Raw genomic sequence first — 20,552 nt, forward strand, 5'->3', positions numbered from 1 at the left:
TTTTCATTGAAAGGCTGGGTTTGCACATTTTGCAAGTTTTAACAGATCGTTAAGAAATAAAATCCAATATAAAAATAAGAAGAAAAGGAGATAAAAATGCAGGCACTTTATATTTTCAAACTCTTTTGTTTCATTTTTGCCTCACTTATGGCTTTTAATCTATATATAGAACTTCGCCTTCCTGATCATTCAATTTGGCAAGTTATGGTTTATGGTGGGCTAATGATGATTTTGATCGAATTTGCTTTCAGTAGCCGACTCGCTGCCCAATGCTCAAGCTCTCATTTAAACAATAAAAATCACACAGACTCTACACCAGTAAAAACTCCCCCACCGTCTCGTTTATATAGCAATATTTTATTAAAAATAGGGCTGATATCGACGCTTTCAGGGCTACTTGCTCAAAGTGTAATAAACTAGAGACCCACTATTTTTTATAGACAAAAATAAAGATGACGATGCAATCTCACATTTTGTGTTATAAACAGCCGTCATTTTTTGTTTTGTGAGTCTATGCGCAATTTTTCTTTCGTCCTGCAATACGTATGTATCGCCTTTGCGATTTACCTCAGCTACCGCGTAGGCAGCAGCCTGTATTTACAAGATTATGTGATGATGGATGTCGTGGCCAATATCGGCACGATTCTGATCTGTATCGACCTTGCTGTTTTCCTTTGGCATAGTCGTAGCACGCAAGCTATGAGCCTGAAAGATTATGCGACGAGACTAGAACAACCTGCACCGACTTTTGTCAAAGTATGTCGAAAGCTAGGGCATTTTGGCATTATGCTAATCATCACCAGTTGGATCGTGCCAATCATCAACGGATAAAAGAAACCATAAAAAAACCTCCCACTTGGGAGGTTTTTTTATTTAAACATTAAAAGATTATTTAGAACCTTTAATCCCCGCTTGAAGCAACAATGCACCTAAACCACCAATTTTATTTTCTTGAGGTTTAGTCGCTTGTGGCTTCTTGTTTGTTTGAGTGCGCTCGCCTTGCGGACGTGCTTGTTGTGGACGTTTACCTTGTGGTTTACGTTCACTACGCTCTGCATTTTCACGGCGTGGTTGACGTACAGCTTTAGGCGCATCAGCACCTTCAGGGCGCATCGACAAATTCACACGATTACGCTCCGCATCTACACTGAGTACACGCACTTGCACAATTTGACCTGGTTTCGCCACTTTATGCGGATCTGCAACAAATTCATTCGCCAATTCTGAAATATGGACCAAACCGTCTTGGTGTACACCCACATCCACAAAAGCACCGAAGTTCGTCACATTGGTCACAACACCTTCAAGCTGCATGCCTTCTGCTAGCTGCGCTACTTCCGTAATATCTTCACGGAATTTTGCGGTACGGAACTCTGGACGCGGATCCCGACCTGGTTTTTCTAGTTCAGACAACACATCTTGAATGGTTGGTAGACCAAATTTCTCATCTGTAAATTCTTCTGCATTCACTTGGCGAATAATTTCAGAGTTACCAATGATGTCTTTTACTGTTGTCGCTTTCGCTTCAACAATTTTAGCAACCAATGCATAAGACTCTGGGTGAACTGCAGAAGCATCCAATGGCTCTGAACCATCTTGAATACGTAAGAAACCTGCCGCTTGTTCAAAAGTACGCTCGCCTAAACGTGGCACTTTCTTCAAATCTTGGCGGTTGTCAAAACGACCATTTTCTTTGCGGAAATCGACAATTTGCTGTGCAATCGACTTATTCAAACCTGCGATATAACCCAAAATAGCAGATGATGCAGTATTAACATCCACCCCCACCGAGTTCACACAGTCTTCAACCACCGCTTCAAGCGTTTTTGCCAAACCAGTTTGGTTCACATCATGTTGGTACTGACCTACACCAATCGACTTTGGATCAATCTTTACCAGCTCAGCCAATGGATCTTGTAAACGACGTGCAATCGACACAGCACCACGAATCGACACATCTAGCTCTGGTAGCTCCGCAGATGCCAATTCAGATGCTGAATAAACTGATGCACCCGCTTCTGATACTGAAACACGGGTCAGTTTTAAATCACTGTTTGCAGCCATCATTTCAGCCACAACGCTTTCTGTTTCACGGCTTGCTGTACCATTGCCAATGGCAATCAGGTCAACATTGAACTCGCGACATAAACGCGCCAGTTCTGCAATTGAACCTGCTTTATCTTCTTTAGGTGCAAATGGATAAACCGTGCTATGTGCAAGTACATCACCTGATGCATTCACCACAGCCAATTTCACCCCTGTACGGATGCCAGGGTCTACACCTAAGGTTGTACGTGCACCCGCAGGTGCAGACAACAATAAATGACGTAAATTTTCAGCGAAAACATCCATTGCTTCAGATTCAGCTGCGAGACGTTTTTCAGTGAGCAACGAGTGTTCGATGCTTGGACGAACCTTGCCTAACCAGAACAATTTTGCCGTTTGCTTTAAGTAATCTTGACGCGCTTGTGGCTGTGCAGTTTCAAGGCTATATTCTGTTTCAATACGCGCCAATGCTGCATCATCTTCGCCATCAACTTTTAAACCTAAAACGTTTTCTTGACGACCACGTAACATCGCCAATAAACGGTGTGATGGGACTTTGTTTAAATTTTCAGAAAAATCGAAGTAATCGCGGAATTTTTTGCCAACTTCTTTCTTCTCATCACTTGCCACTAAACTTTTTAAAGTGGCTGTTTTTGCAAACATTGCTTTAAGTTCAGTTGTCAGTGCAATATTCTGCGCCCAGTCATCAATTAAAATATGTTGAATCGCATCCAACTGACTTTCTAGATCTGGATAATCTTCATGGCTAAAGCCTGCCAATGCTTCAGCAGGATCAACCGCTTCTGCAAAGATTTTTTCTGCAATCGGGCCCAAGCCTGCTTCTTTAGCTTTAAATGATTTACTGGTCCGTTTTGGACGGTACGGTGCGTAAATTTCTTCTAAGGCATTTTTAGTTTCAGCAGCATTTACACGTGCCAACAAATCATCAGACAATTTATCTTGTTCTTTTAATGATTCGATTACCTTTTCGCGACGTTCAAATAAATCACGCAAATAAGCCAAACGTGTATCGAGCTGACGTAACTGCGCATCGTCCAAGCCTTGCGTGACTTCTTTACGGTAACGCGCAATAAATGGAACGCTAGCACCTTCATCAATCAACTTGATGGCAGCCTCGATTTGATTTGGACGTACGGCAATTTCTTTTGCCAACTGCTGAACTAAGTCAGTCATCGTATGTGATCCCACAAGGATATGTACTAAAAGCCATGATTATAAAGACCAAGACTATAAAATCCACAACTGTTTTATGAATTTCACCGCTTAAATGTGACATATTTCGGGCAAATTTCATAAATCCATATTATTTTCAGTGTTAAATCTTATTTTTAGTCATTCTTTGCCATGTTTTTCTATGGGCTAAGATGTATACATTTGGTATCTATGTCTTGATTTTACCTGCAATATTTGTTGCTTTAGAGCATAGTAAAGACATACAAATGAGTCGTATACTCAAGACTACCCCGACTTTTGTTTACGATGACAATAAAGAATAAAGGAGCACTTCAATGAGTTTAGTTGTACCTGCTGAAAAAACAGATGCCGTACATAACGACGCCGATCGCGTTGAACGCATTTTAGTGGTAGATGACGATGTACGTTTACGTACGCTACTCCAACGCTTTTTAGAAGATAAAGGCTTTGTGGTAAAAACAGCGCATGACGCGACCCAAATGGATCGTCTCTTACAGCGCGAACTGTTTTCACTGATTGTGCTCGACTTCATGCTCCCTGTAGAAGATGGCTTAAGTATCTGTCGTCGTCTACGCCAATCCAATATTGACACACCTATCATCATGCTGACCGCACGTGGCAGTGATTCAGACCGTATTGCAGGTCTAGAAGCAGGTGCAGATGACTACTTACCGAAACCATTTAATCCAAATGAGTTATTAGCACGTATTCGCGCCGTATTACGCCGCCAAGTCCGTGAAGTTCCAGGCGCACCAAGCCAACAAATGGAAGTGGTCAGCTTTGGTCCATGGTCACTTGATTTATCAACACGTACCCTAACGCGTGAAGGTCAAGTCGTGACTTTAACTACAGGTGAGTTTGCGGTACTGAAAGCCTTGGTACAACACCCACGTGAGCCTTTGACTCGCGACAAATTGATGAACCTTGCGCGTGGCCGTGAATGGGGTGCAATGGAACGTTCGATTGATGTTCAAGTATCTCGCCTACGTCGTCTAGTAGAAGAAAACCCTGCTCGTGCGCGTTATATCCAAACCGTTTGGGGTGTGGGTTATGTCTTTGTTCCAGATGGCGCGGAATAATAAGCTCCAATAATGTAAACGTTCACCGAACTTATTGTCCCTAAAAGCCATTCGCTGCTGTTTGAGCCAATTTTACTTTCAAGGCTTGTCAACTTTAATTGCGAGTTCAGCGAATGGCAAAAGTTTTGGTTACTTTTTAAAAAGTAACAGAATGAGCTCCTTCTATTACTGATAAATACGGTAAGACTCCACCGTGTATATTTCAGTAATATTGATAAAAAATAGTCCACAGGAAGCTGGCGTGAAACTCGAACCCATCGACCCTCAAAAATTTACAGATTACGAAGCTTACTCAGAGAGAAAGCGCACGCGTTGGGAACGGTTTCTCGACAAAATTAAGCCACGCTCTGCTGCCATGCGCACCACTGTGCTGGTGTTGTTTGTGGTGTTCTTTAGTTTATTTATGTCCTTATGGTTCTTCTGGCGAACTTTATATCTACCTGAAATTCAACAACACGCCCGCTATCTTGCGGTTGAATTAGAAATACTCAACAACCCTGATTTGCGTATTTATCATAAAGATGCGGAAGTTGATGTCGATGACTGGCTAAGAAGTCGGGTGGGCATTGAATACGTTACCAACCCCAAAGAATATCCAAATGTCAAAGACAAGGTCATTGCTGAATTCTTTACCAACCAAATTGAAGCCAAGCTCGCCAAAGAGCTGAATGTAGAACATGCTACAGTTTATTTTCAATTTAAACCGAGTCCACGTATTTGGATTCAAACCCCAGAAATGAATGGTAACTGGGTACGTGAACCACTCAAAACCTATGCCAACTATAGTCCAGAGCTGATTTTTGGCTGGTTACTTGGTGTTCCCCTGATTGCAGCGGCCATTATTTTAACCCTTGTTCGCCAACTTAACCGCCCGCTACGTCGACTGCAAAATGCTGCCAATAATTACAGTAAGACAGGAAAAGCCCCTTATCTCGAGACCAACCATGGGCCACAAGAAATCCGTGAGGTCAATCAGGCTTTTAACCACATGATCTATACCTTAGATCAAACTGAACGTGACCGTCGAATTATGTTGGCAGGGATTTCCCACGACTTACGTACACCATTGACCCGTATCCGACTCAGTGCAGAAATGATGCCTGATGATGATTTTTTAAAAGAAGGTCTGATTTATGATGTCGAGGACATGGATGCGATCTTAAATCAGTTCATTTCCTATATGCGCGACGGTTCAGATGAGGAAATCCAAGACACCGATTTAAATATGTTGTTACAAGAATTGGTGGTGCAGTTCAAACCTCTAGATATTCGTTTTGACGCAACAGAACTTCCCATTATTCAAGCACGCAGTTTATCTCTCAAACGCCTAATCGGTAATCTCATCAATAATTCAAAACGTTATGGTGCTGAACCTATTGAACTCTCCGCAACACTTGAAAATGAACACATTTTAATTAGCGTAGCGGATCATGGCGAAGGGATCCCAGAAGACCAAATTGAAGAACTCATGCAACCTTTTGTCCGTGGTAATGAAGCCCGAACCGTACAAGGTAGTGGCTTAGGTCTCGCGATTGTGAAGCGAATTGTGGATATTCATCAAGGCGAATTGATTATTCATAATCGTGCACAAGGTGGACTCGAAGCAATTATTTCTCTCCCCTTAAATACTCAGCAAGATGTTGAAATTTCAAACAACAATCCGCTCGAAAAACTCAAGCAAACACTAGTAGAGCATTTTTAATATTGAACAATAGTTGAGCAAATGATTTTGTTTAACTATTCAACAATTTAATTTTACCAAATATATTTCAAATACTTACAAATCATCAGAAAAGCTTATACCCACATTTTTTCAAAAAATTAGACCTTAGCCTAACAGGTATGCACAATGTCGTTCTTGATCGGTACAATCGGTGCCAGATCCAGAATATTAACGAGAGTAAACCATGTCTTTAGATCGTATCCGTTTAGCTTCACTTCACGATAAAGTCATCAGTGCAGAAGAAGCGTCTGCTTTTATTGAAGATGGCATGACTGTAGGGATGAGTGGCTTCACTCGTGCAGGCGAAGCAAAAGCTGTACCTTTGGCATTGGTTAAACGTGCACACACAAATCCTTTAAAAATCACACTAATTACAGGCGCTTCTTTAGGCAATGACCTAGACAAGCAATTGACTGAAGCAGGTGTATTGGCACGTCGTTTACCGTTCCAAGTAGACAACACTTTACGTAAAGCAATCAACAAAGGCGAAGTGATGTTCATTGACCAACACTTGTCTGAAACTGTTGAACAAATGCGTAACCTTCAGTTGAAAAAACCTGATATTGCTGTGATTGAAGCAGTCGCAATTACTGAAGATGGTGGCATCATTCCTACAACGTCTGTCGGCAACTCTGCAAGCTTCGCCATTTTTGCTGAAAAAGTCATTGTTGAAATCAACACCAACTTAAGCCCTGCTTTTGAAGGCTTACACGATATTTATATTCCAACTTACCGTCCAACACGCCAACCGATTCCACTAACTCAAGTCGATGAGCGTATTGGTACACATGCAATCAATATCGACCCTGCAAAAATTGTCGGTATCGTCATCAACAACGACTTACACGACTCTCCATCTACCGTAACGGCACCAGATGATGAAACTCAAGGTATTGCAGATCACCTCATTGCTTTCTTTGAAAAAGAAGTAGCTGAAAATCGCTTACCTAAAAACTTAGGCCCATTACAAGCAGGGATTGGCTCAATTGCCAATGCTGTACTTACAGGCCTTAAAGATTCAAACTTCGAAGACTTGGTCATGTACTCAGAAGTACTCCAAGACTGTACTTTTGAATTGATTGATGCGGGTAAAATGAAATTTGCATCAGGTTCTTCAATTACCCTTTCTGCTAAATATGGCGAGAAAGTATTTAATAACCTTGAAGCATACAAAGATAAGTTAGTACTGCGCCCACAAGAGATTTCAAACCACCCTGAATTGGTTCGTCGTCTTGGCATTATCGGCATCAATACTGCACTTGAGTTCGACATTTACGGTAACGTAAACTCAACTCACGTTTGCGGTACGAAAATGATGAATGGTATTGGTGGTTCAGGTGACTTCGCCCGTAATGCACACTTGGCAATTTTCGTGACCAAATCAATTGCAAAAGGCGGTGATATTTCATCAATCGTTCCATTCGCCTCTCACGTAGACCATGCTGAACATGACGTTGACATCCTAGTCACTGAACAAGGTTTGGCTGACCTTCGTGGTTTAGCACCACGTGAGCGTGCACGTGCGATTATCGACAACTGTGCTCACCCACTTTACCGTGATGCATTAAATGACTACTTCACACGTTCATGTGAGAAAGGCGGTCATACTCCTCATATCCTTCGTGAAGCATTGTCTTGGCATTCTAACTTTGAAGAAACAGGTCACATGCTTCCTGTACAAGCAGAAGCAAAATCGGCTTAATTCAAAGCTTTAAAAAACGCCCAGTTGGGCGTTTTTTTATATCTGATGAAAAGTGTAATAAAACACTTATCAAAATAAAAAAACTCAATTAATCTAAAGGCATCCAAAAAATAAAAATGCCAAGCTCATGTTCATTATTCGCCCCTATTTCGAAACCGATTTAGAAGACGTCATTGCCCTCTGGGAGGTGTGTGACCTCACTCGCCCGTGGAACAACCCTGAAATTGATATTTTTAGAAAGACTGCACAAAAAGATGGTCTGTTTTTATTGGCTGTCAAAGATGAGCAACTGATCGCAACCTTGATGGGGGGTTATGACGGTCACCGTGGTTGGATTAATTATTTGGCGGTACATCCACACTTTCAACGCAATGGGGTCGCAACCGCACTCATACAGCAGCTAGAGAAGCGCCTGATTGCTTTGGGCTGCCCCAAACTACAGTTGCTTGTACGTAAAGAAAATATCGACGTGCAGAGCTTCTATGAACAACTGGGCTATGAAGAAATTGATGTGGTCTGTTTTGGGAAACGCTTGATTACCGATTAAGCATAGACATTTAATGCACCGATACCGCTAGACGTCCCAATCTTACAAAAATTGGAAATGTAAGGTCAAAGATTTGGCTCACATGATCATCAAGCGCAAAAAATACTTTTAACTCGTATAAAGGGTCATCGGCATTTTTCACTCGATAATGCTTCAACGCAGACCAAGTATTGAAGTAATCCAACAATTGGTCAGCAGACCACTGAAACGACATCGACAATTCAGGCATGGGAATTTCTTCATAGGGAAAGGGAATCGTTTGATAGGCCTCGTCGATATAACATCGCTCAGCATCCCAATAGCCTTTCAATGTTCTAAAATAGAGCCTTTCGATACAAGCTTGTAGCTCAGGATGTTGCAGTTGAATAAGGCCATAGCCGATGACAGCGAGAACTCCATCTGATTTTAATGTGCGATTCACCTCTGCATAAAACCGATCAAAGTTAAACCAATGAATCGCTTGTGCCACTGTAATTAAATCAAAACTCTGCTCAGCAAAGCTGGTGTGCTCTGCGGACTGAACTTGATAACTGACATTTTCAAAATATGGCGCATGCTGTAACTGCTGGGTACTGATATCTGTCGCCACCACGGCATCAAAATAAGGTGCCAACAGTTGAGTCAGCTGTCCCGACCCCGCACCACAATCCCATGCAAATTGCGGAGTAACTACATACTTGAGTATCTCTTGAATCAAACTCGCTGGATAACTCGGACGTGCCAATTGATAAAGCGAACTTCCTGATGAAAATAAATCTTTCATAAGCCACCCTCAATCTTATTTTTGATTCGAAATTAACACACCCTCCAGCACGAAAAGCATAATTTTGTCCAACATCCAATCAGATGAAATTTTTATTCAAACGAAAAAAAGCCCCAAACAATGTTTGAGGCTTTTTTGAATATGGTGGCGAGACCCAGGATCGAACTGGGGACACACGGATTTTCAATCCGTTGCTCTACCTACTGAGCTATCACGCCGATGCCGTGTATTAAGCCGTATCTCGGATGAATAGTCAATAAAAATCATCACTTTTTTATTTGATCGAATAAATTTCAGGCAAAAAAAATCCCTGATGGGATCAGGGATTGAAATCTTTAAATTAGATTTAAAATATGGTGGCGAGACCCAGGATCGAACTGGGGACACACGGATTTTCAATCCGTTGCTCTACCTACTGAGCTATCACGCCGATGTCGCGTATTAAACAGTTTAAGCCGTGTAGCGTCAAGTGTGTTTTCACAAAAATCTTTTGAATGCTTACTTTTACAGCAATATTCAACACCCTTTGCACATTTTTTGATTCACCCTGTGTACTTAAACTAAGGCTCAATCACTTTCCATGAAGAAAAGCAGCTTAAAACGACCTCAAAAAACTTAAATTTTGCCAATGTGCTCTAAGCAACGATGAATCGCGCCACAGCCTGGCTCAAACACTTTCACACCTTTACTTTCTTCCATGCGACACGTTTCTTCAACCAGTCGCTCCGCAACCCCTCGCCCACGATTTGCTGGATGTACCACGATATATTCAAGCGTTTTATTTTCACCCTGCCCGCTACACCAAAGTGCACCAATGACTTTAGTATTAAATTCTGCGGTATAAAGTAAGGTATACTGAGCCAGATTCTGCTCAAGTTGTTCTACGGCATCATGCCCATCGCCAAATTCAGGACTGGTGTCGTACAGTCGCTCTAGCTGGCTGCGCAACTCTTCTTTTTCTAGTGAAGTATAAGCGTGTACGGTAATAGGCATTGATAAACCCTCCTGAGCAATCTAATATGCGGTGACTTCGTTACGGCGAAACATTTTACATCAATTATTTGACGTCTTTGAGGAACGTGTCTATGACAGAACGTATCAGTGAAGTGGTAAGAAATACCAACGAAACCAAAATTCGAGTTCGTGTAAACCTCGATGGTACGGGTCAAGGCACGCTCAACACAGGTATTCCCTTTTTAGATCATATGATTGATCAAATCAAGCGACATGGCTTATTTGATATTGATATTGAATGTGATGGCGACTTGGAAATTGATGATCACCACACGGTTGAAGACTGTGGTATCACGCTTGGACAGGCTTTTGCCAAAGCTTTAGGTGACAAAAAAGGTTTACGCCGTTATGGTCATTTTTATGCACCGTTGGATGAATCCTTGAGCCGTGCTGTGGTGGACTTATCGGGCCGTCCGGGTTTGTTTATGGATATTCCATTTACCCGCGCCATGATTGGTCGTTTTGATGTGGATTTATTCTCTGAGTTTTTCCAAGGCTTTGTGAACCATGCTTTAATGACAGTGCACATTGATAATCTCAAAGGGAAAAATAGCCACCACCAAATTGAAAGTGTGTTCAAGGCTTTTGCCCGTGCGCTTCGTATGGCATGTGAAATTGACCCACGTGCAACCAACACCATTGCTTCAACCAAAGGTAGCTTGTAATGACCCGTATTGCCCTTCTTGACTATGGTATGGGTAACCTACACTCAGCAGCAAAAGCGCTTGAACATGTCGGTGCAACAGTCGATGTGACCAATGATCCTAAACTGATTGCTCAGGCCGATAAAATTGTCTTCCCTGGCGTAGGCGCCATGCGTGACTGTATGCAAGGCATGCATGAAGCAGGGATTGATGAAGTCGTTCGTCATGCGGCATTTAATAAGCCAGTCTTGGCGATCTGTGTCGGCATGCAAGCGCTGATGCAACGCTCTGAAGAAAACGGCGGTGTCGATGCTCTCGGTATTTTTGAAGGAACAGTAAGACGTTTTCCAGATGTAGATGGCTTAAAAGTGCCACACATGGGCTGGAACCAAGTTCATCAAGCTGACCCAAGCCACCCAATGTGGAAAGACATTGAACAAGATGCACGTTTTTACTTTGTTCACAGCTTCTATGTTGAACCGAAGAATAGCGACATTGTGGCTGCAACTTGTGACTATGGTTTAGAGTTCTGTACCGCGATTCATCAAGAAAATTTATTTGCAACACAGTTCCACCCTGAAAAAAGTCATACCGCAGGTTTGCAACTGCTAAAAAACTTTGTGGAATGGAAAATTTAATTCATTCCAGCCTCTGTTTGATTTTAAAAAGCTCAACTTCGGTTGAGCTTTTCTCTTATTATCTACAAATAACAGTTTAGAAATATACAAAATGCTCCAATTCCAATTCTTTCCTCGCTCTTGCCCCACACCACCAAAACTTTTAGAGGTTACTGAAGTCTTCAAGCAGCACATTACTGGTATAAGTTCACAAACACATCAACTTTCCAGCAATGAAGTTCTTCTTACTATTGCAACTGGGCTTGAAAAAATCGGGTTCAAAGTTGAAAAAAGTAAATCTTCCGAAGATAAAATCCTTGTTCCAGTCCTATTCGGTTATAACAACCAAGCTTCTAAAAGTTTCTTAGTCGATGCCATTCATTTCGAGCAAAAAATCGTTATTGAAGTCGAAGCTGGACGCGCAGTCGCCAATAACCAGTTTTTAAAAGATGTATTTCAAGCCAGTATGATGGTTAATATCGACTATCTAGTTTTAGCTGTGCGAAATACTTACCGCCAATCAGATGATTTTCAAAAGGTATATCAATTTTTAGATACGCTTTACACGTCACAGCGTATTATTCTTCCATTAAAAGGAATTCTAGTAATCGGGTACTAATTTAATATTGATAGAAAGTTTTTGTTTTACAGCACACTACTACACACCAAATAATTACAATGCCTTTCCATTGTCACCAAATTTGATTATGATTTGCCTGCTTTTTAGACATTTTTATTTATAAAAAATTTAATTTACAACGATAAGGTAAGTCACTATGACTCAATATGTACAAGAATCTGCGCTGAACGCCGCAGGTCGCTTCGGACGTTTTTCATATCTCGCATGGAACTGCCTCCTTGCCATCGTCGCTGTGATTATCATTGGTATTTTTGCCGTGATTTTTCCAACGACTTTCATCAACATGGAAACAGGCAACTTTGGTGGTGGCATGATTTTTCTTGCTGTGATTTATATAGCAATTTTCTATTTCACCTTCGTATTTACCATTCGTCGCCTACATGACCGCAACCATACGGGCTGGTTATCGCTGTTAATGCTGGTACCTCTTGCTAACGTGATCTTAATGCTTTACCTGATTTTTGCACCAGGTGATGATCGTAGCAATAGCTATGGTTCGCCACGCCCAACCGCAGGTTGGGAAACAATTCTAGCGTGGATTTATATCCTGCTATTTGTCGTTGGTATTTTAGCAGCAATTGCTTTGCCTTCTTATCAAAGCTATATACTGCGTGCCAATCAATCACAGATCGAAATGCAACAGCAATAAAAATGCATTCTGTTATCTTGGATTGTACTTAAAACCTGCTTCTTGCAGGTTTTATTTTGCCTTTAAAATCAAAAACCACTAGTCTGAGATAAAAGCATGGCTCAGATATAACATGAATAATTCCCTACCCAGTCTCCCTATCCCCAACAAAGAACACATTCGAATTTTGCCTCGTTTTCAAAATTTGCCAATGCAAGCGATTCATGTCATTCAGAACGTAGAACAGTGTGAAGCCATTCGCGCTGAACTAGAACAGATTGCCATCTTCGGTTTTGACAGCGAGTCCAAACCGACCTTTCAAGTGGGAGAAGTCTCCACTGGGCCACATCTCATTCAACTGGCCAGCGTCGAGCATGCTTATTTGTTTCAAATGAGCCCTCCCATTTGGAGCTTCCTTGCGCCATTTTTGGCGAATCCAGACCAGCTCAAAGTGGGTTTTGGTTTAAAAAATGATGCTCATCTGTTCCGTAAAAAAGGCTTTGAGTTAAATGGTATCGTTGAGCTGTCAAAATGCTTTGCAAGCTTTGGGTTGAGCAACCCTGTTGGCATTAAAAATGCCATCGCCCTGCTGTTTCAACTCAACTTCCCGAAAAGCAAAAAAGTCAGCACGTCAAATTGGGCAAGGAAAGTCCTTACGCCTGAACAAATTAACTATGCTGCTGCCGATGCCTATGCCGCGTTGTTGGTTTTTGAAGAATTGCGGCATTTGGAACAACTACCGAAAGAGATTTTGCAAAAACTGGAAAATATCATAAAACCTCCTCGTCATGAAAAGCTGTAACAGGTGCTTAGAAAATTGCCAATACTTTGCTAAGATGACTGACATTGATTTTATTTAAGATTTGGCTAGGAGCGAAAGCATGCTGATCATCCCTGCAATTGACCTGAAAGATGGCAAATGTGTTCGTTTAAAACAAGGTCGTATGGAAGACGATACGGTTTTCTCTGATGATCCTGTTGCAACTGCACAGCACTGGGTAAATGAAGGCGCGCGTCGCTTACATTTGGTCGATTTAAATGGTGCTTTCGCGGGTACGCCAATTCATAAACCTGTGGTTGAAGCGATTGCTCGCGCACAACCTGAACTGCCCATTCAAATCGGCGGCGGTATTCGCTCACTAGAAACCATCGAACACTACCTAGAAGCGGGTGTATCTTTTGTCATTATTGGCACCAAAGCAGTTCAAGAACCTGAGTTTGTTGAAGAAGCTTGTAAGAAATTTGCAGGTCATATCATTGTCGGGATTGATGCCATGAATGGCATGGTGGCCACCGATGGTTGGGCCAATGTGACCGATGTGAAGGCAACTGATTTGGCCAAACGTTTTGCCGATGCAGGCGTATCAAGCATTGTCTATACCGACATTGCACGTGACGGCATGATGCAAGGGGTCAATGTTGAACAAACTGTTCAACTGGCACAATACTCTGGCCTACCTGTGATTGCATCAGGTGGTGTGACCAACCTTGATGACGTACGTAACCTCAAAGGTCAACCTGGTATTTTAGGTGCAATTACTGGTCGTGCGATTTACGAAGGCAGTTTAAACCTACGTGAAGCACAATTGCTATTAGATGAACAATCGCTCTAACTGTAGAATTTAAAAAAGAGGTCTATTGACCTCTTTTTTATGCATTAAATATCAGTTTGAAGATCTGCTTCTTAATAAATTGCATTACGAATAAACTTTAACGATACATTGCCACGGTTGATATATTGGTATTCAATGGCACTCGAAAAAACGATCGACTCTCCTACACCCAAGACTTTCATGTCGCCTGCCAAATCCAAAGTTAGTTCACCCTCCATCACATAGAGCATCTCACGCCAGCCTTCTGGGTCAGGTTCAGCACTATAGTGTTCATTCGGTGCCAGTACCCATGTCCATAGCTCTACTTTTTGTGTCGCTGCCGCTGAAGCCATTAATTTTGCTTCACTGTGTGCTTGTGTGCCCTGCCAAGCCAAAACGTTCACCACCGCTTGCCCTTGCTGTTCAGGCGCAGCAATAATTTGTACAAAATCGACCTCAAGCACATCGGCTATCAAGCTGAGCTTTGCCAGACTAATATTGTCCTGCCCAGATTCAACCCCAGCTACCATACGACGGCTTAACCCAGCTAAATCAGCGAGTTGCTGCTGACTCAGGCCTTTTAAACTTCGATAATGACGCACATTTTGACTGACGTGTTGTAGCACCGCAGGAGAGTTCATACAGATAAATCAAAAAAATATTGAGCAATATATTGCACACAAAAACAAAGCATGACAAGCTATGTGCAATATATTGCACACCAGTCTTTTTATGTTGAATACTCAGCTCGGTTCTAAAGCGCCTGTGATTGCGCTGATTCTCATTACTTTTATTTGGGGCGGCACCTTCTTGGCCGTGAAATATGCCTTAAATTTTAGCTCCCCCATGTTCTTTGTCGGTTGTCGTTTCGCCTGTGCCGCGACCATTATTGGCTTATTTTCCTATCAACATTTAAAACACATCACCCGGCAGGACCTGTGGGCAGGTGCACTCATTGGCTGTATGGTCACGATTGGCTATGGCACACAAACGGTCGGACTACAAACAGTCAGTAGCAGTGAATCTGCCTTTTTAACGGCACTGTATGTCCCCCTAGTCCCCCTACTATTGTGGTTGATCTTTCGTAAAGTGCCCCATTTTATGATTTGGATTGGTGCACTCTGTGCGTTTATAGGCTTAGTCCTGCTCACAGGCAATAGTCTGAACTCAATCTCATTGAATTTTGGCCAGACCTTAACCCTGCTCGGTGCAATTGCTATAGCAATGGAAATTATTCTGATTGGTTATTTTGCCCCAAAAGTTGATATTGGTCGGGTGACGGTCATTCAACTGGCGGTTGCCTCTGTGCTCGCTTTTGCATCCATGCCACTGGCTGGTGAGCAACAACTACCTGCTTTTTCATGGCCATTATTAGGCATTGCTTTTGGATTGGGGCTTGCCAGTGCTGTGATTCAATATGTCATGAATTGGGCACAGCGCTCAATCAACCCATCACAAGCAGCGATTATTTACGCAGGAGAGCCTGTGTGGGCAGCACTATTTGGGCGCCTTGCAGGAGAACGTTTAGCACCACTGGCTTTGTTGGGCGGTCTCTTGGTGGTGTTTGGCATTATGATGAGTGAATGGAAACCCAAACTGTTGAAATCAAAAAAAGAAGCTGAACAGCACTAATTTAACGTTCAAATGCGGTGTCTGCTGAGTCTAAACATAAATTGTATAGATTCAGCAGCACAAGTTCATGTTTAGAACGATACCATCTTACCCGGATTAATCATTGCTCCTAAACCATACATACTTTTGGCAATTGGAATCACTAACGGTGCCAATGCCCGACCAAAAGGAATGTTCTGATGTTGAATTCGGGTCAACATATTAAAATCATCACATTGACCACAGAAATCATCGGCAATGGCTTTACCAATACGCACCGTTTGCGCAACACCATGCCCACTCCAGCCCTGTACAGCATAAATGGGATATTGATGACCAAATTTCCGACTGTCTGCCGCACCATTAACGGTTAAATCTGTCGTTCCACTCCACACAAAGTCAAGTGCCACCTGCTCTAACTGAGGAAATACATGCTGAATACGTCCCAGCAAATAGTCATGGGTTTGTTCAGGACTCCAACACGAGCCAGTGCCTTCGCCCCCAAATAACAATCGGTTTTTTGAAACGCCACGGTAGTAGTCAATTTGAAATTGCGTATCGTATACAGGCAGATCCGTCGGCAATAGCTCTTTCAAATCTAATGCTAAAGGTGCTGTGGTACAGACGTAAGTATAAAAAGGAATCGTAGTTTGATTACGTTCTTCTAATAGTTTAAATGAAGCATGGTGTACAGCCATCACCACGCTTTTACGCGCTTTAATCACCCCTTGCGCTGTGGTCACATAAATACCATCAGCACGTTCCTGAATCGACTGCACTTCTGTTTGCTCATAGATGCTACCGCCCTTTTGGCAAAAGCCATACGCCAAACCACGTGTCAATGCTAAAGGATGAATATGTCCACCTAGATGATCCAATAAGCCGCCAAAATAGTTATCCGATTGCACATGCTCTCGTAATTCCTCTTGGGTCAGCATTGAGGTATTTTTTTCATCTAAGTACTGACGTGCTTGCATGCCTTCACGCAAGGCATCTAAATGCCCTGGGTGTACTGCGGCCGTTAGATGTCCACGTTTACGTTGTAAATCTAAATCATATTTTTCAGTAATGTCATCAATCAAAGTCATGGCTTCAGTTGAGGTAAAGTGCCATAACTTTTTTGCCTCTTCAAAGCTGAAGTGCTCGATCATGGTTTCGGCTTCCCAACGTGCCAATCCTGGTGTGAGTTGCCCACCATTGCGCCCTGAGGCAGCACTGCCCACTCGGTTCTTTTCAACCAAGACCGTATCTACACCCTGCTCCGACAAATGCAGTGCTGCCGAGGTTCCCAGTAAGCCACCACCTATCACTACGACATCACATTCGATATCTGCATTTAAAGCGTCAAACTCATGCCATACATGCATTGAACTTTCATAGTAATTGGCAGGATGATCAAACGCACCATGTTGCGGGTTTAACCAATTCCACTCTTTGCCGCTTTGTACAGCAGAACTGGCTTTGTATTCAACGTCATCTACAAATGTCGGTTTATTCATATTCATTTCATTTACACTCAATATTACTTTCATTTTCATGCAAGGTTTAGTATGCATTTCCAATTACAATGTTTTGCTTTTTCAATTTCTTATAAATAAATAACCCAATACCAATTGCTAGCCAAGAGCACCCAAAAATCAGGGCATTTCGTTCTAAGTTGACCCACAGGCAAAGCATCACCAATACGGATAACAGAGGCAGGATCAAATTGAGACATTTGTTTTTGACGCCTTGAGTTTGTTTTTCCAACAGATAAAACTTCACAAAAACCGAGAAGTTCACCGCCGTAAAGGCAATCAATGCACCAAAACTAATCATGCTGACCACGGTCGCAAGATCTAAGAAAATGGCAGACAATGAGATCAAGCCAATGCTCAATACCGCGTACAAGGGGGTACCCAGTCTTGCATGTAATTGTCCAAAGGTTGCTTTGGGGAAAATGCCATCTTTCGCCATAATATGAATTAGGCGTGAAGCACTCGCATGAGTCGCCAGACCTGAAGCAAAGGTATTCATGATTTGAGCACACAGAAATACAGCTTGGAACAATGCCCCTCCGACATAGAGAACAATCTCAGGTAAAGCTTCATCAGGTTTGTTAAAACGCACATTCGTTGGGAAGTACAACTGAATAAACCATGATGCTGTGATAAAGATGGCCCCCCCAGCCAATGTGGTAAGTAAAACCGCACGCGGAATGTTCTTTTGCGGATCTTTGGTCTCATGCGACATGGTTGTAACTGCATCAAAACCCAAAAATGAAAAACATAAAATGGAGGCCCCCGCAATCAAAGGTAAAACAGAGCTGTCCCCATTAAACAATGGTGCTAAAGTCAGTACATGATCATAGCCTTGCGCTGACCCCACCCCTTGAATAACCAAATAAATAAACAGAACCATCAACAGTAAGGGCAAAAGCACAAACACCAAACTCAAGTTCGCTAAAATATTGATTCGGAAGCAGTTGATTAGGGTGACTAAACCTGTAAATAAAACCACCCAGACCCAATAGGGCACGCTCGGAATGACCGCTTCCAAATAAATACCCGCCAGTAAAGCATTAACTAAAGGCAGTAAAATATAATCGAGCAGTGAACACCAACCAACAAAAAAGCCCGCTTTAGCTCCACAGGACTGTGCGGTGTAGTTATAAGCAGAGCCTGAGTCACCGCTGACCCGACTAAAACGTGCATAACTAAATGCCGTTAATAGCATTGCAAACAACGCCAGAATATACGCGAATGGCACACGACCATCGGTGATCCCAGACACGATACCAAAAGTATCGAACACCACCATTGGGGTCATGTAGGCCACACCAATAATGACCACTTGCCATAGTGACATTTTCTTTAAAGAAAAATCTGCATTTTTCACCGAAATCACCATCTTTCATTTTTCAATCTAGTGATTTTGGTTTTTGCAACAACTATGCCATATAATAGCATCTTCTGTATTTTAAGAATATTGAATAAAATGCCTAAATACGATTTAGAAACTCGAAAAGCAGCAATTCAACGCTATAAACTCACTGATTATAAGGTTGCTGTTTGCAAAGAATTCAACATCTCACGTGTGACCCTCGATGCATGGATTAAGCTAGAGGAAGAAACTGGAGATTTATCTCCAAAAGCGGCTAGTAATCGTGGAGCACCTAGCCACATTAAAGACTGGAATGAATTCCAAGTATTTGTTAAAAATACAAAATTTCAAAATATTAGCGATTTAGTTCCACTTTTTGAACAGCACTTTGGCTATTCAGTTTCTTATGCCGTACTGGTTCGTGCCATTCATGTTTTAGGCTTGCGTCGTCGTCGTGGAAGATTCTATGCCTAGCCAGAATCATGCTATTTTTTATAATCAATATCGAACATATTTTTATATAAATAACTGTACATTAATGTATAGTTATTTTATTAAAAAAGTAAATTTAAATTATTAAATATGTAAAATATATTAAATAAAAATGTAAATTATAAATATTAAAAATGTAAGATTTATTGAACAAAAATGTAAAACATAAAATTTAATTTGGTACAGTGCTTTTTTAAAGCCTGCGCAAAAATAGTGAAACTGCTGCATTATATGGTTTCATCTCAGTGCATAAATCCCATCTCAAAAGATACAGACCTAAAAAAAGGGCAAACTGCCCTTTTAAAGTCATCTGGTCTTATTGATACATCGGCTCATTATCATTTAAACGAATGATGCCTTTAATGGCACGATATACAATCCACACCCATGACAGTACAATCACGGCGATGCAGAAGGTTGAAGCGCCTAGTGCTACACCTGCAAATGCCGTGGCATTTTCACCTGTAAAGAATAAGAAAAGAAACGGCACAAAGGCAATCACGTTCCAAATTAAATACCACCAAAACGTGCGAATCTGCCATGTAAAATGGCTCTCAAAAATAGAACCACGGACTGCATCGCGCTTGATGTAATTAATGACTAAAGCGATCACTGCTAAAATTCCTGCGGAAAAAATCGCAACAATATACAAAATATAAAGAATAAAGGTCAGGCTACGATTCGGATCTTGATCGACTGAATAATTCATATTGTCCCTCATAAAGTGGGCTTTTGACTTTAAATAGGCAAACTATTGAAAGGAGAAATAAGCCATAAAATTAAAAGAATATTGAAAAAGATTGTACAAAAGTAAATCTTTCTAAAGGGTTGTTTTTGTGTTTTATGACGTAGCTTTTGCTGTGCCAGCCATGCGGCAGGCCATCCGCCTAAAAATGAAAGCAGATGCAACGTATTTTCAGGTACGCGGCGCTGCCCATTTTGCGCCGCTTCTTTGTCTTGTGCATAGCACCAATAACTGGCTGCATTCATTAAACTAATAAAGAGCAACAGCAATCCACTTAAACGCCCCAGCAGCACCAACAGCGCTAAAACAACAATGTACGCCACCGAAGCGATTTGCATTGGACGCAAATTTTGGCCTTGTACGGTCTTTTTCAGGGGCTTCTTTTGAGTCCGATTATTTTGGGTTTGTGATGCTTTTAAATAGCTGACTTGCTGTGCACGATAACGCCCTTGCGCATCTAAAATCGCATTATATTCCAATGCACATCCTACTATGGGGCGAGGACCTTGCCGCGCAAAGTCCTTGATATGTAAAAACACGCGATCTTTGCTGTCATCGTTAGGCTGAATAAAGCCGTAGCCCTTATCATCAAACCATTCAATGAGTCGTCCTTGGTCACGCATTTTTCTTTC

General features: G+C 41.9%; 22 protein-coding genes and 2 tRNA genes. 14 read left to right on the forward strand and 10 right to left on the reverse strand.

Annotated features, from left to right (window positions below; genetic code table 11):
- Positions 1-96 precede the first annotated feature (96 nt).
- Together ACE01U_RS03060 and ACE01U_RS03065 are read left to right on the forward strand one after the other, a co-directional pair.
- Positions 97-420, forward strand: a complete 324-nt coding sequence (locus ACE01U_RS03060) for a hypothetical protein (RefSeq protein WP_395578677.1) — start codon at positions 97-99, stop codon at positions 418-420.
- A 93-nt stretch (positions 421-513) separates the two neighbouring features.
- Entirely contained in the window at positions 514-831 is a 318-nt protein-coding gene (locus ACE01U_RS03065; RefSeq protein ID WP_151706968.1) for a hypothetical protein, read from the forward strand.
- Positions 832-888: 57 nt separating this feature from the next.
- Here ACE01U_RS03065 and ACE01U_RS03070 read toward each other — a convergent pair whose 3' ends face one another.
- Positions 889-3,240, reverse strand: a complete 2,352-nt coding sequence (locus tag ACE01U_RS03070) for a Tex family protein (RefSeq protein WP_151706967.1) — start codon at positions 3,238-3,240, stop codon at positions 889-891.
- A 335-nt stretch (positions 3,241-3,575) separates the two neighbouring features.
- On the opposite strand from ACE01U_RS03070, the gene ompR reads away from it, so the two are divergent.
- The 4 genes from ompR (at position 3,576) to ACE01U_RS03090 (ending at position 8,312) form a co-directional block, all read left to right on the forward strand.
- A complete protein-coding gene (gene ompR, locus ACE01U_RS03075) occupies positions 3,576-4,340 on the forward strand; it encodes an osmolarity response regulator transcription factor OmpR (RefSeq protein WP_086209065.1) in 765 nt (254 codons plus the stop codon).
- 241 nt (positions 4,341-4,581) lie between these two features.
- Positions 4,582-6,042 (forward strand): ATP-binding protein, encoded by a 1,461-nt coding sequence (locus ACE01U_RS03080; protein ID WP_110974190.1) that lies wholly within the window; start codon positions 4,582-4,584, stop codon positions 6,040-6,042.
- 205 nt (positions 6,043-6,247) lie between these two features.
- The gene (gene scpC / locus ACE01U_RS03085; RefSeq protein ID WP_086209067.1) at positions 6,248-7,765 is read left to right on the forward strand and encodes a succinyl-CoA:acetate CoA-transferase ScpC; all 1,518 of its coding nucleotides are present in this window, start codon (positions 6,248-6,250) and stop codon (positions 7,763-7,765) included.
- Between the two features lie 127 nt (positions 7,766-7,892).
- Positions 7,893-8,312, forward strand: coding sequence for a GNAT family acetyltransferase (locus ACE01U_RS03090; RefSeq protein WP_086209068.1), 420 nt, complete (start codon positions 7,893-7,895; stop codon positions 8,310-8,312).
- A 10-nt stretch (positions 8,313-8,322) separates the two neighbouring features.
- On the opposite strand, the gene ACE01U_RS03095 is transcribed toward ACE01U_RS03090, so the two are convergent.
- From ACE01U_RS03095 to ACE01U_RS03110, 4 genes are all read right to left on the reverse strand, one after another.
- On the reverse strand, positions 8,323-9,075 hold the full coding sequence (locus ACE01U_RS03095) for a class I SAM-dependent methyltransferase (protein ID WP_395578678.1): 753 nt from the start codon (positions 9,073-9,075) through the stop codon (positions 8,323-8,325).
- Between the two features lie 142 nt (positions 9,076-9,217).
- Positions 9,218-9,293: transfer RNA gene (locus ACE01U_RS03100), tRNA-Phe, on the reverse strand.
- Between the two features lie 136 nt (positions 9,294-9,429).
- Positions 9,430-9,505, reverse strand: a tRNA-Phe gene (locus tag ACE01U_RS03105).
- A 185-nt stretch (positions 9,506-9,690) separates the two neighbouring features.
- Positions 9,691-10,068 carry a GNAT family N-acetyltransferase gene (locus ACE01U_RS03110; protein ID WP_086209070.1) on the reverse strand — a complete coding sequence of 126 codons (378 nt, stop codon included), beginning with the start codon at positions 10,066-10,068 and terminating at the stop codon, positions 9,691-9,693.
- A gap of 92 nt (positions 10,069-10,160) precedes the next feature.
- On the opposite strand from ACE01U_RS03110, the gene hisB reads away from it, so the two are divergent.
- The 6 genes from hisB (at position 10,161) to hisA (ending at position 14,231) form a co-directional block, all read left to right on the forward strand.
- Positions 10,161-10,754 (forward strand): imidazoleglycerol-phosphate dehydratase HisB, encoded by a 594-nt coding sequence (gene hisB / locus ACE01U_RS03115; RefSeq protein WP_004691554.1) that lies wholly within the window; start codon positions 10,161-10,163, stop codon positions 10,752-10,754.
- Positions 10,754-11,371, forward strand: a complete 618-nt coding sequence (gene hisH / locus ACE01U_RS03120) for an imidazole glycerol phosphate synthase subunit HisH (RefSeq protein ID WP_151706964.1) — start codon at positions 10,754-10,756, stop codon at positions 11,369-11,371. Before hisB ends, hisH begins: the two co-directional genes overlap by 1 nt.
- Positions 11,372-11,462: 91 nt before the next feature.
- On the forward strand, positions 11,463-11,969 hold the full coding sequence (locus ACE01U_RS03125) for a hypothetical protein (protein WP_395578679.1): 507 nt from the start codon (positions 11,463-11,465) through the stop codon (positions 11,967-11,969).
- Positions 11,970-12,126: 157 nt separating this feature from the next.
- Positions 12,127-12,639 carry a DUF805 domain-containing protein gene (locus ACE01U_RS03130; protein WP_086209073.1) on the forward strand — a complete coding sequence of 171 codons (513 nt, stop codon included), beginning with the start codon at positions 12,127-12,129 and terminating at the stop codon, positions 12,637-12,639.
- 112 nt (positions 12,640-12,751) lie between these two features.
- Entirely contained in the window at positions 12,752-13,420 is a 669-nt protein-coding gene (locus ACE01U_RS03135) for a 3'-5' exonuclease (protein ID WP_395578680.1), read from the forward strand.
- Positions 13,421-13,499: 79 nt separating this feature from the next.
- On the forward strand, positions 13,500-14,231 hold the full coding sequence (gene hisA / locus ACE01U_RS03140) for a 1-(5-phosphoribosyl)-5-[(5-phosphoribosylamino)methylideneamino]imidazole-4-carboxamide isomerase (RefSeq protein WP_086209075.1): 732 nt from the start codon (positions 13,500-13,502) through the stop codon (positions 14,229-14,231).
- Between the two features lie 71 nt (positions 14,232-14,302).
- Here the strand turns inward: hisA and ACE01U_RS03145 are convergent, their stop codons facing one another.
- Positions 14,303-14,851, reverse strand: a complete 549-nt coding sequence (locus ACE01U_RS03145; RefSeq protein ID WP_110974194.1) for a helix-turn-helix domain-containing protein — start codon at positions 14,849-14,851, stop codon at positions 14,303-14,305.
- A 91-nt stretch (positions 14,852-14,942) separates the two neighbouring features.
- Between ACE01U_RS03145 and ACE01U_RS03150 the strand changes: the two genes are divergently transcribed.
- Complete coding sequence (locus ACE01U_RS03150; RefSeq protein ID WP_395578681.1) at positions 14,943-15,842, forward strand: DMT family transporter; 900 nt, start codon at positions 14,943-14,945, stop codon at positions 15,840-15,842.
- 71 nt (positions 15,843-15,913) lie between these two features.
- Here the strand turns inward: ACE01U_RS03150 and ACE01U_RS03155 are convergent, their stop codons facing one another.
- Positions 15,914-17,353 (reverse strand): NAD(P)/FAD-dependent oxidoreductase, encoded by a 1,440-nt coding sequence (locus ACE01U_RS03155; RefSeq protein ID WP_395578682.1) that lies wholly within the window; start codon positions 17,351-17,353, stop codon positions 15,914-15,916.
- 13 nt (positions 17,354-17,366) lie between these two features.
- Entirely contained in the window at positions 17,367-18,668 is a 1,302-nt protein-coding gene (locus ACE01U_RS03160) for an APC family permease (protein WP_395578746.1), read from the reverse strand.
- A gap of 129 nt (positions 18,669-18,797) precedes the next feature.
- Here ACE01U_RS03160 and ACE01U_RS03165 point away from each other — a divergent pair, with 129 nt between their 5' ends.
- Entirely contained in the window at positions 18,798-19,157 is a 360-nt protein-coding gene (locus tag ACE01U_RS03165; protein WP_086209080.1) for a COG3415 family protein, read from the forward strand.
- A 334-nt stretch (positions 19,158-19,491) separates the two neighbouring features.
- Here the strand turns inward: ACE01U_RS03165 and ACE01U_RS03170 are convergent, their stop codons facing one another.
- Both ACE01U_RS03170 and ACE01U_RS03175 read right to left on the reverse strand, forming a co-directional pair.
- Positions 19,492-19,884: a DUF4870 family protein gene (locus ACE01U_RS03170; protein ID WP_395578683.1), complete on the reverse strand. Its 393-nt coding sequence runs from the start codon at positions 19,882-19,884 to the stop codon at positions 19,492-19,494.
- Between the two features lie 29 nt (positions 19,885-19,913).
- Positions 19,914-20,543: a DUF1294 domain-containing protein gene (locus ACE01U_RS03175; protein ID WP_395578684.1), complete on the reverse strand. Its 630-nt coding sequence runs from the start codon at positions 20,541-20,543 to the stop codon at positions 19,914-19,916.
- Positions 20,544-20,552: the final 9 nt, after the last annotated feature.

The organism is Acinetobacter halobius, from assembly GCF_044130335.1.
Taxonomy (GTDB): domain Bacteria; phylum Pseudomonadota; class Gammaproteobacteria; order Pseudomonadales; family Moraxellaceae; genus Acinetobacter.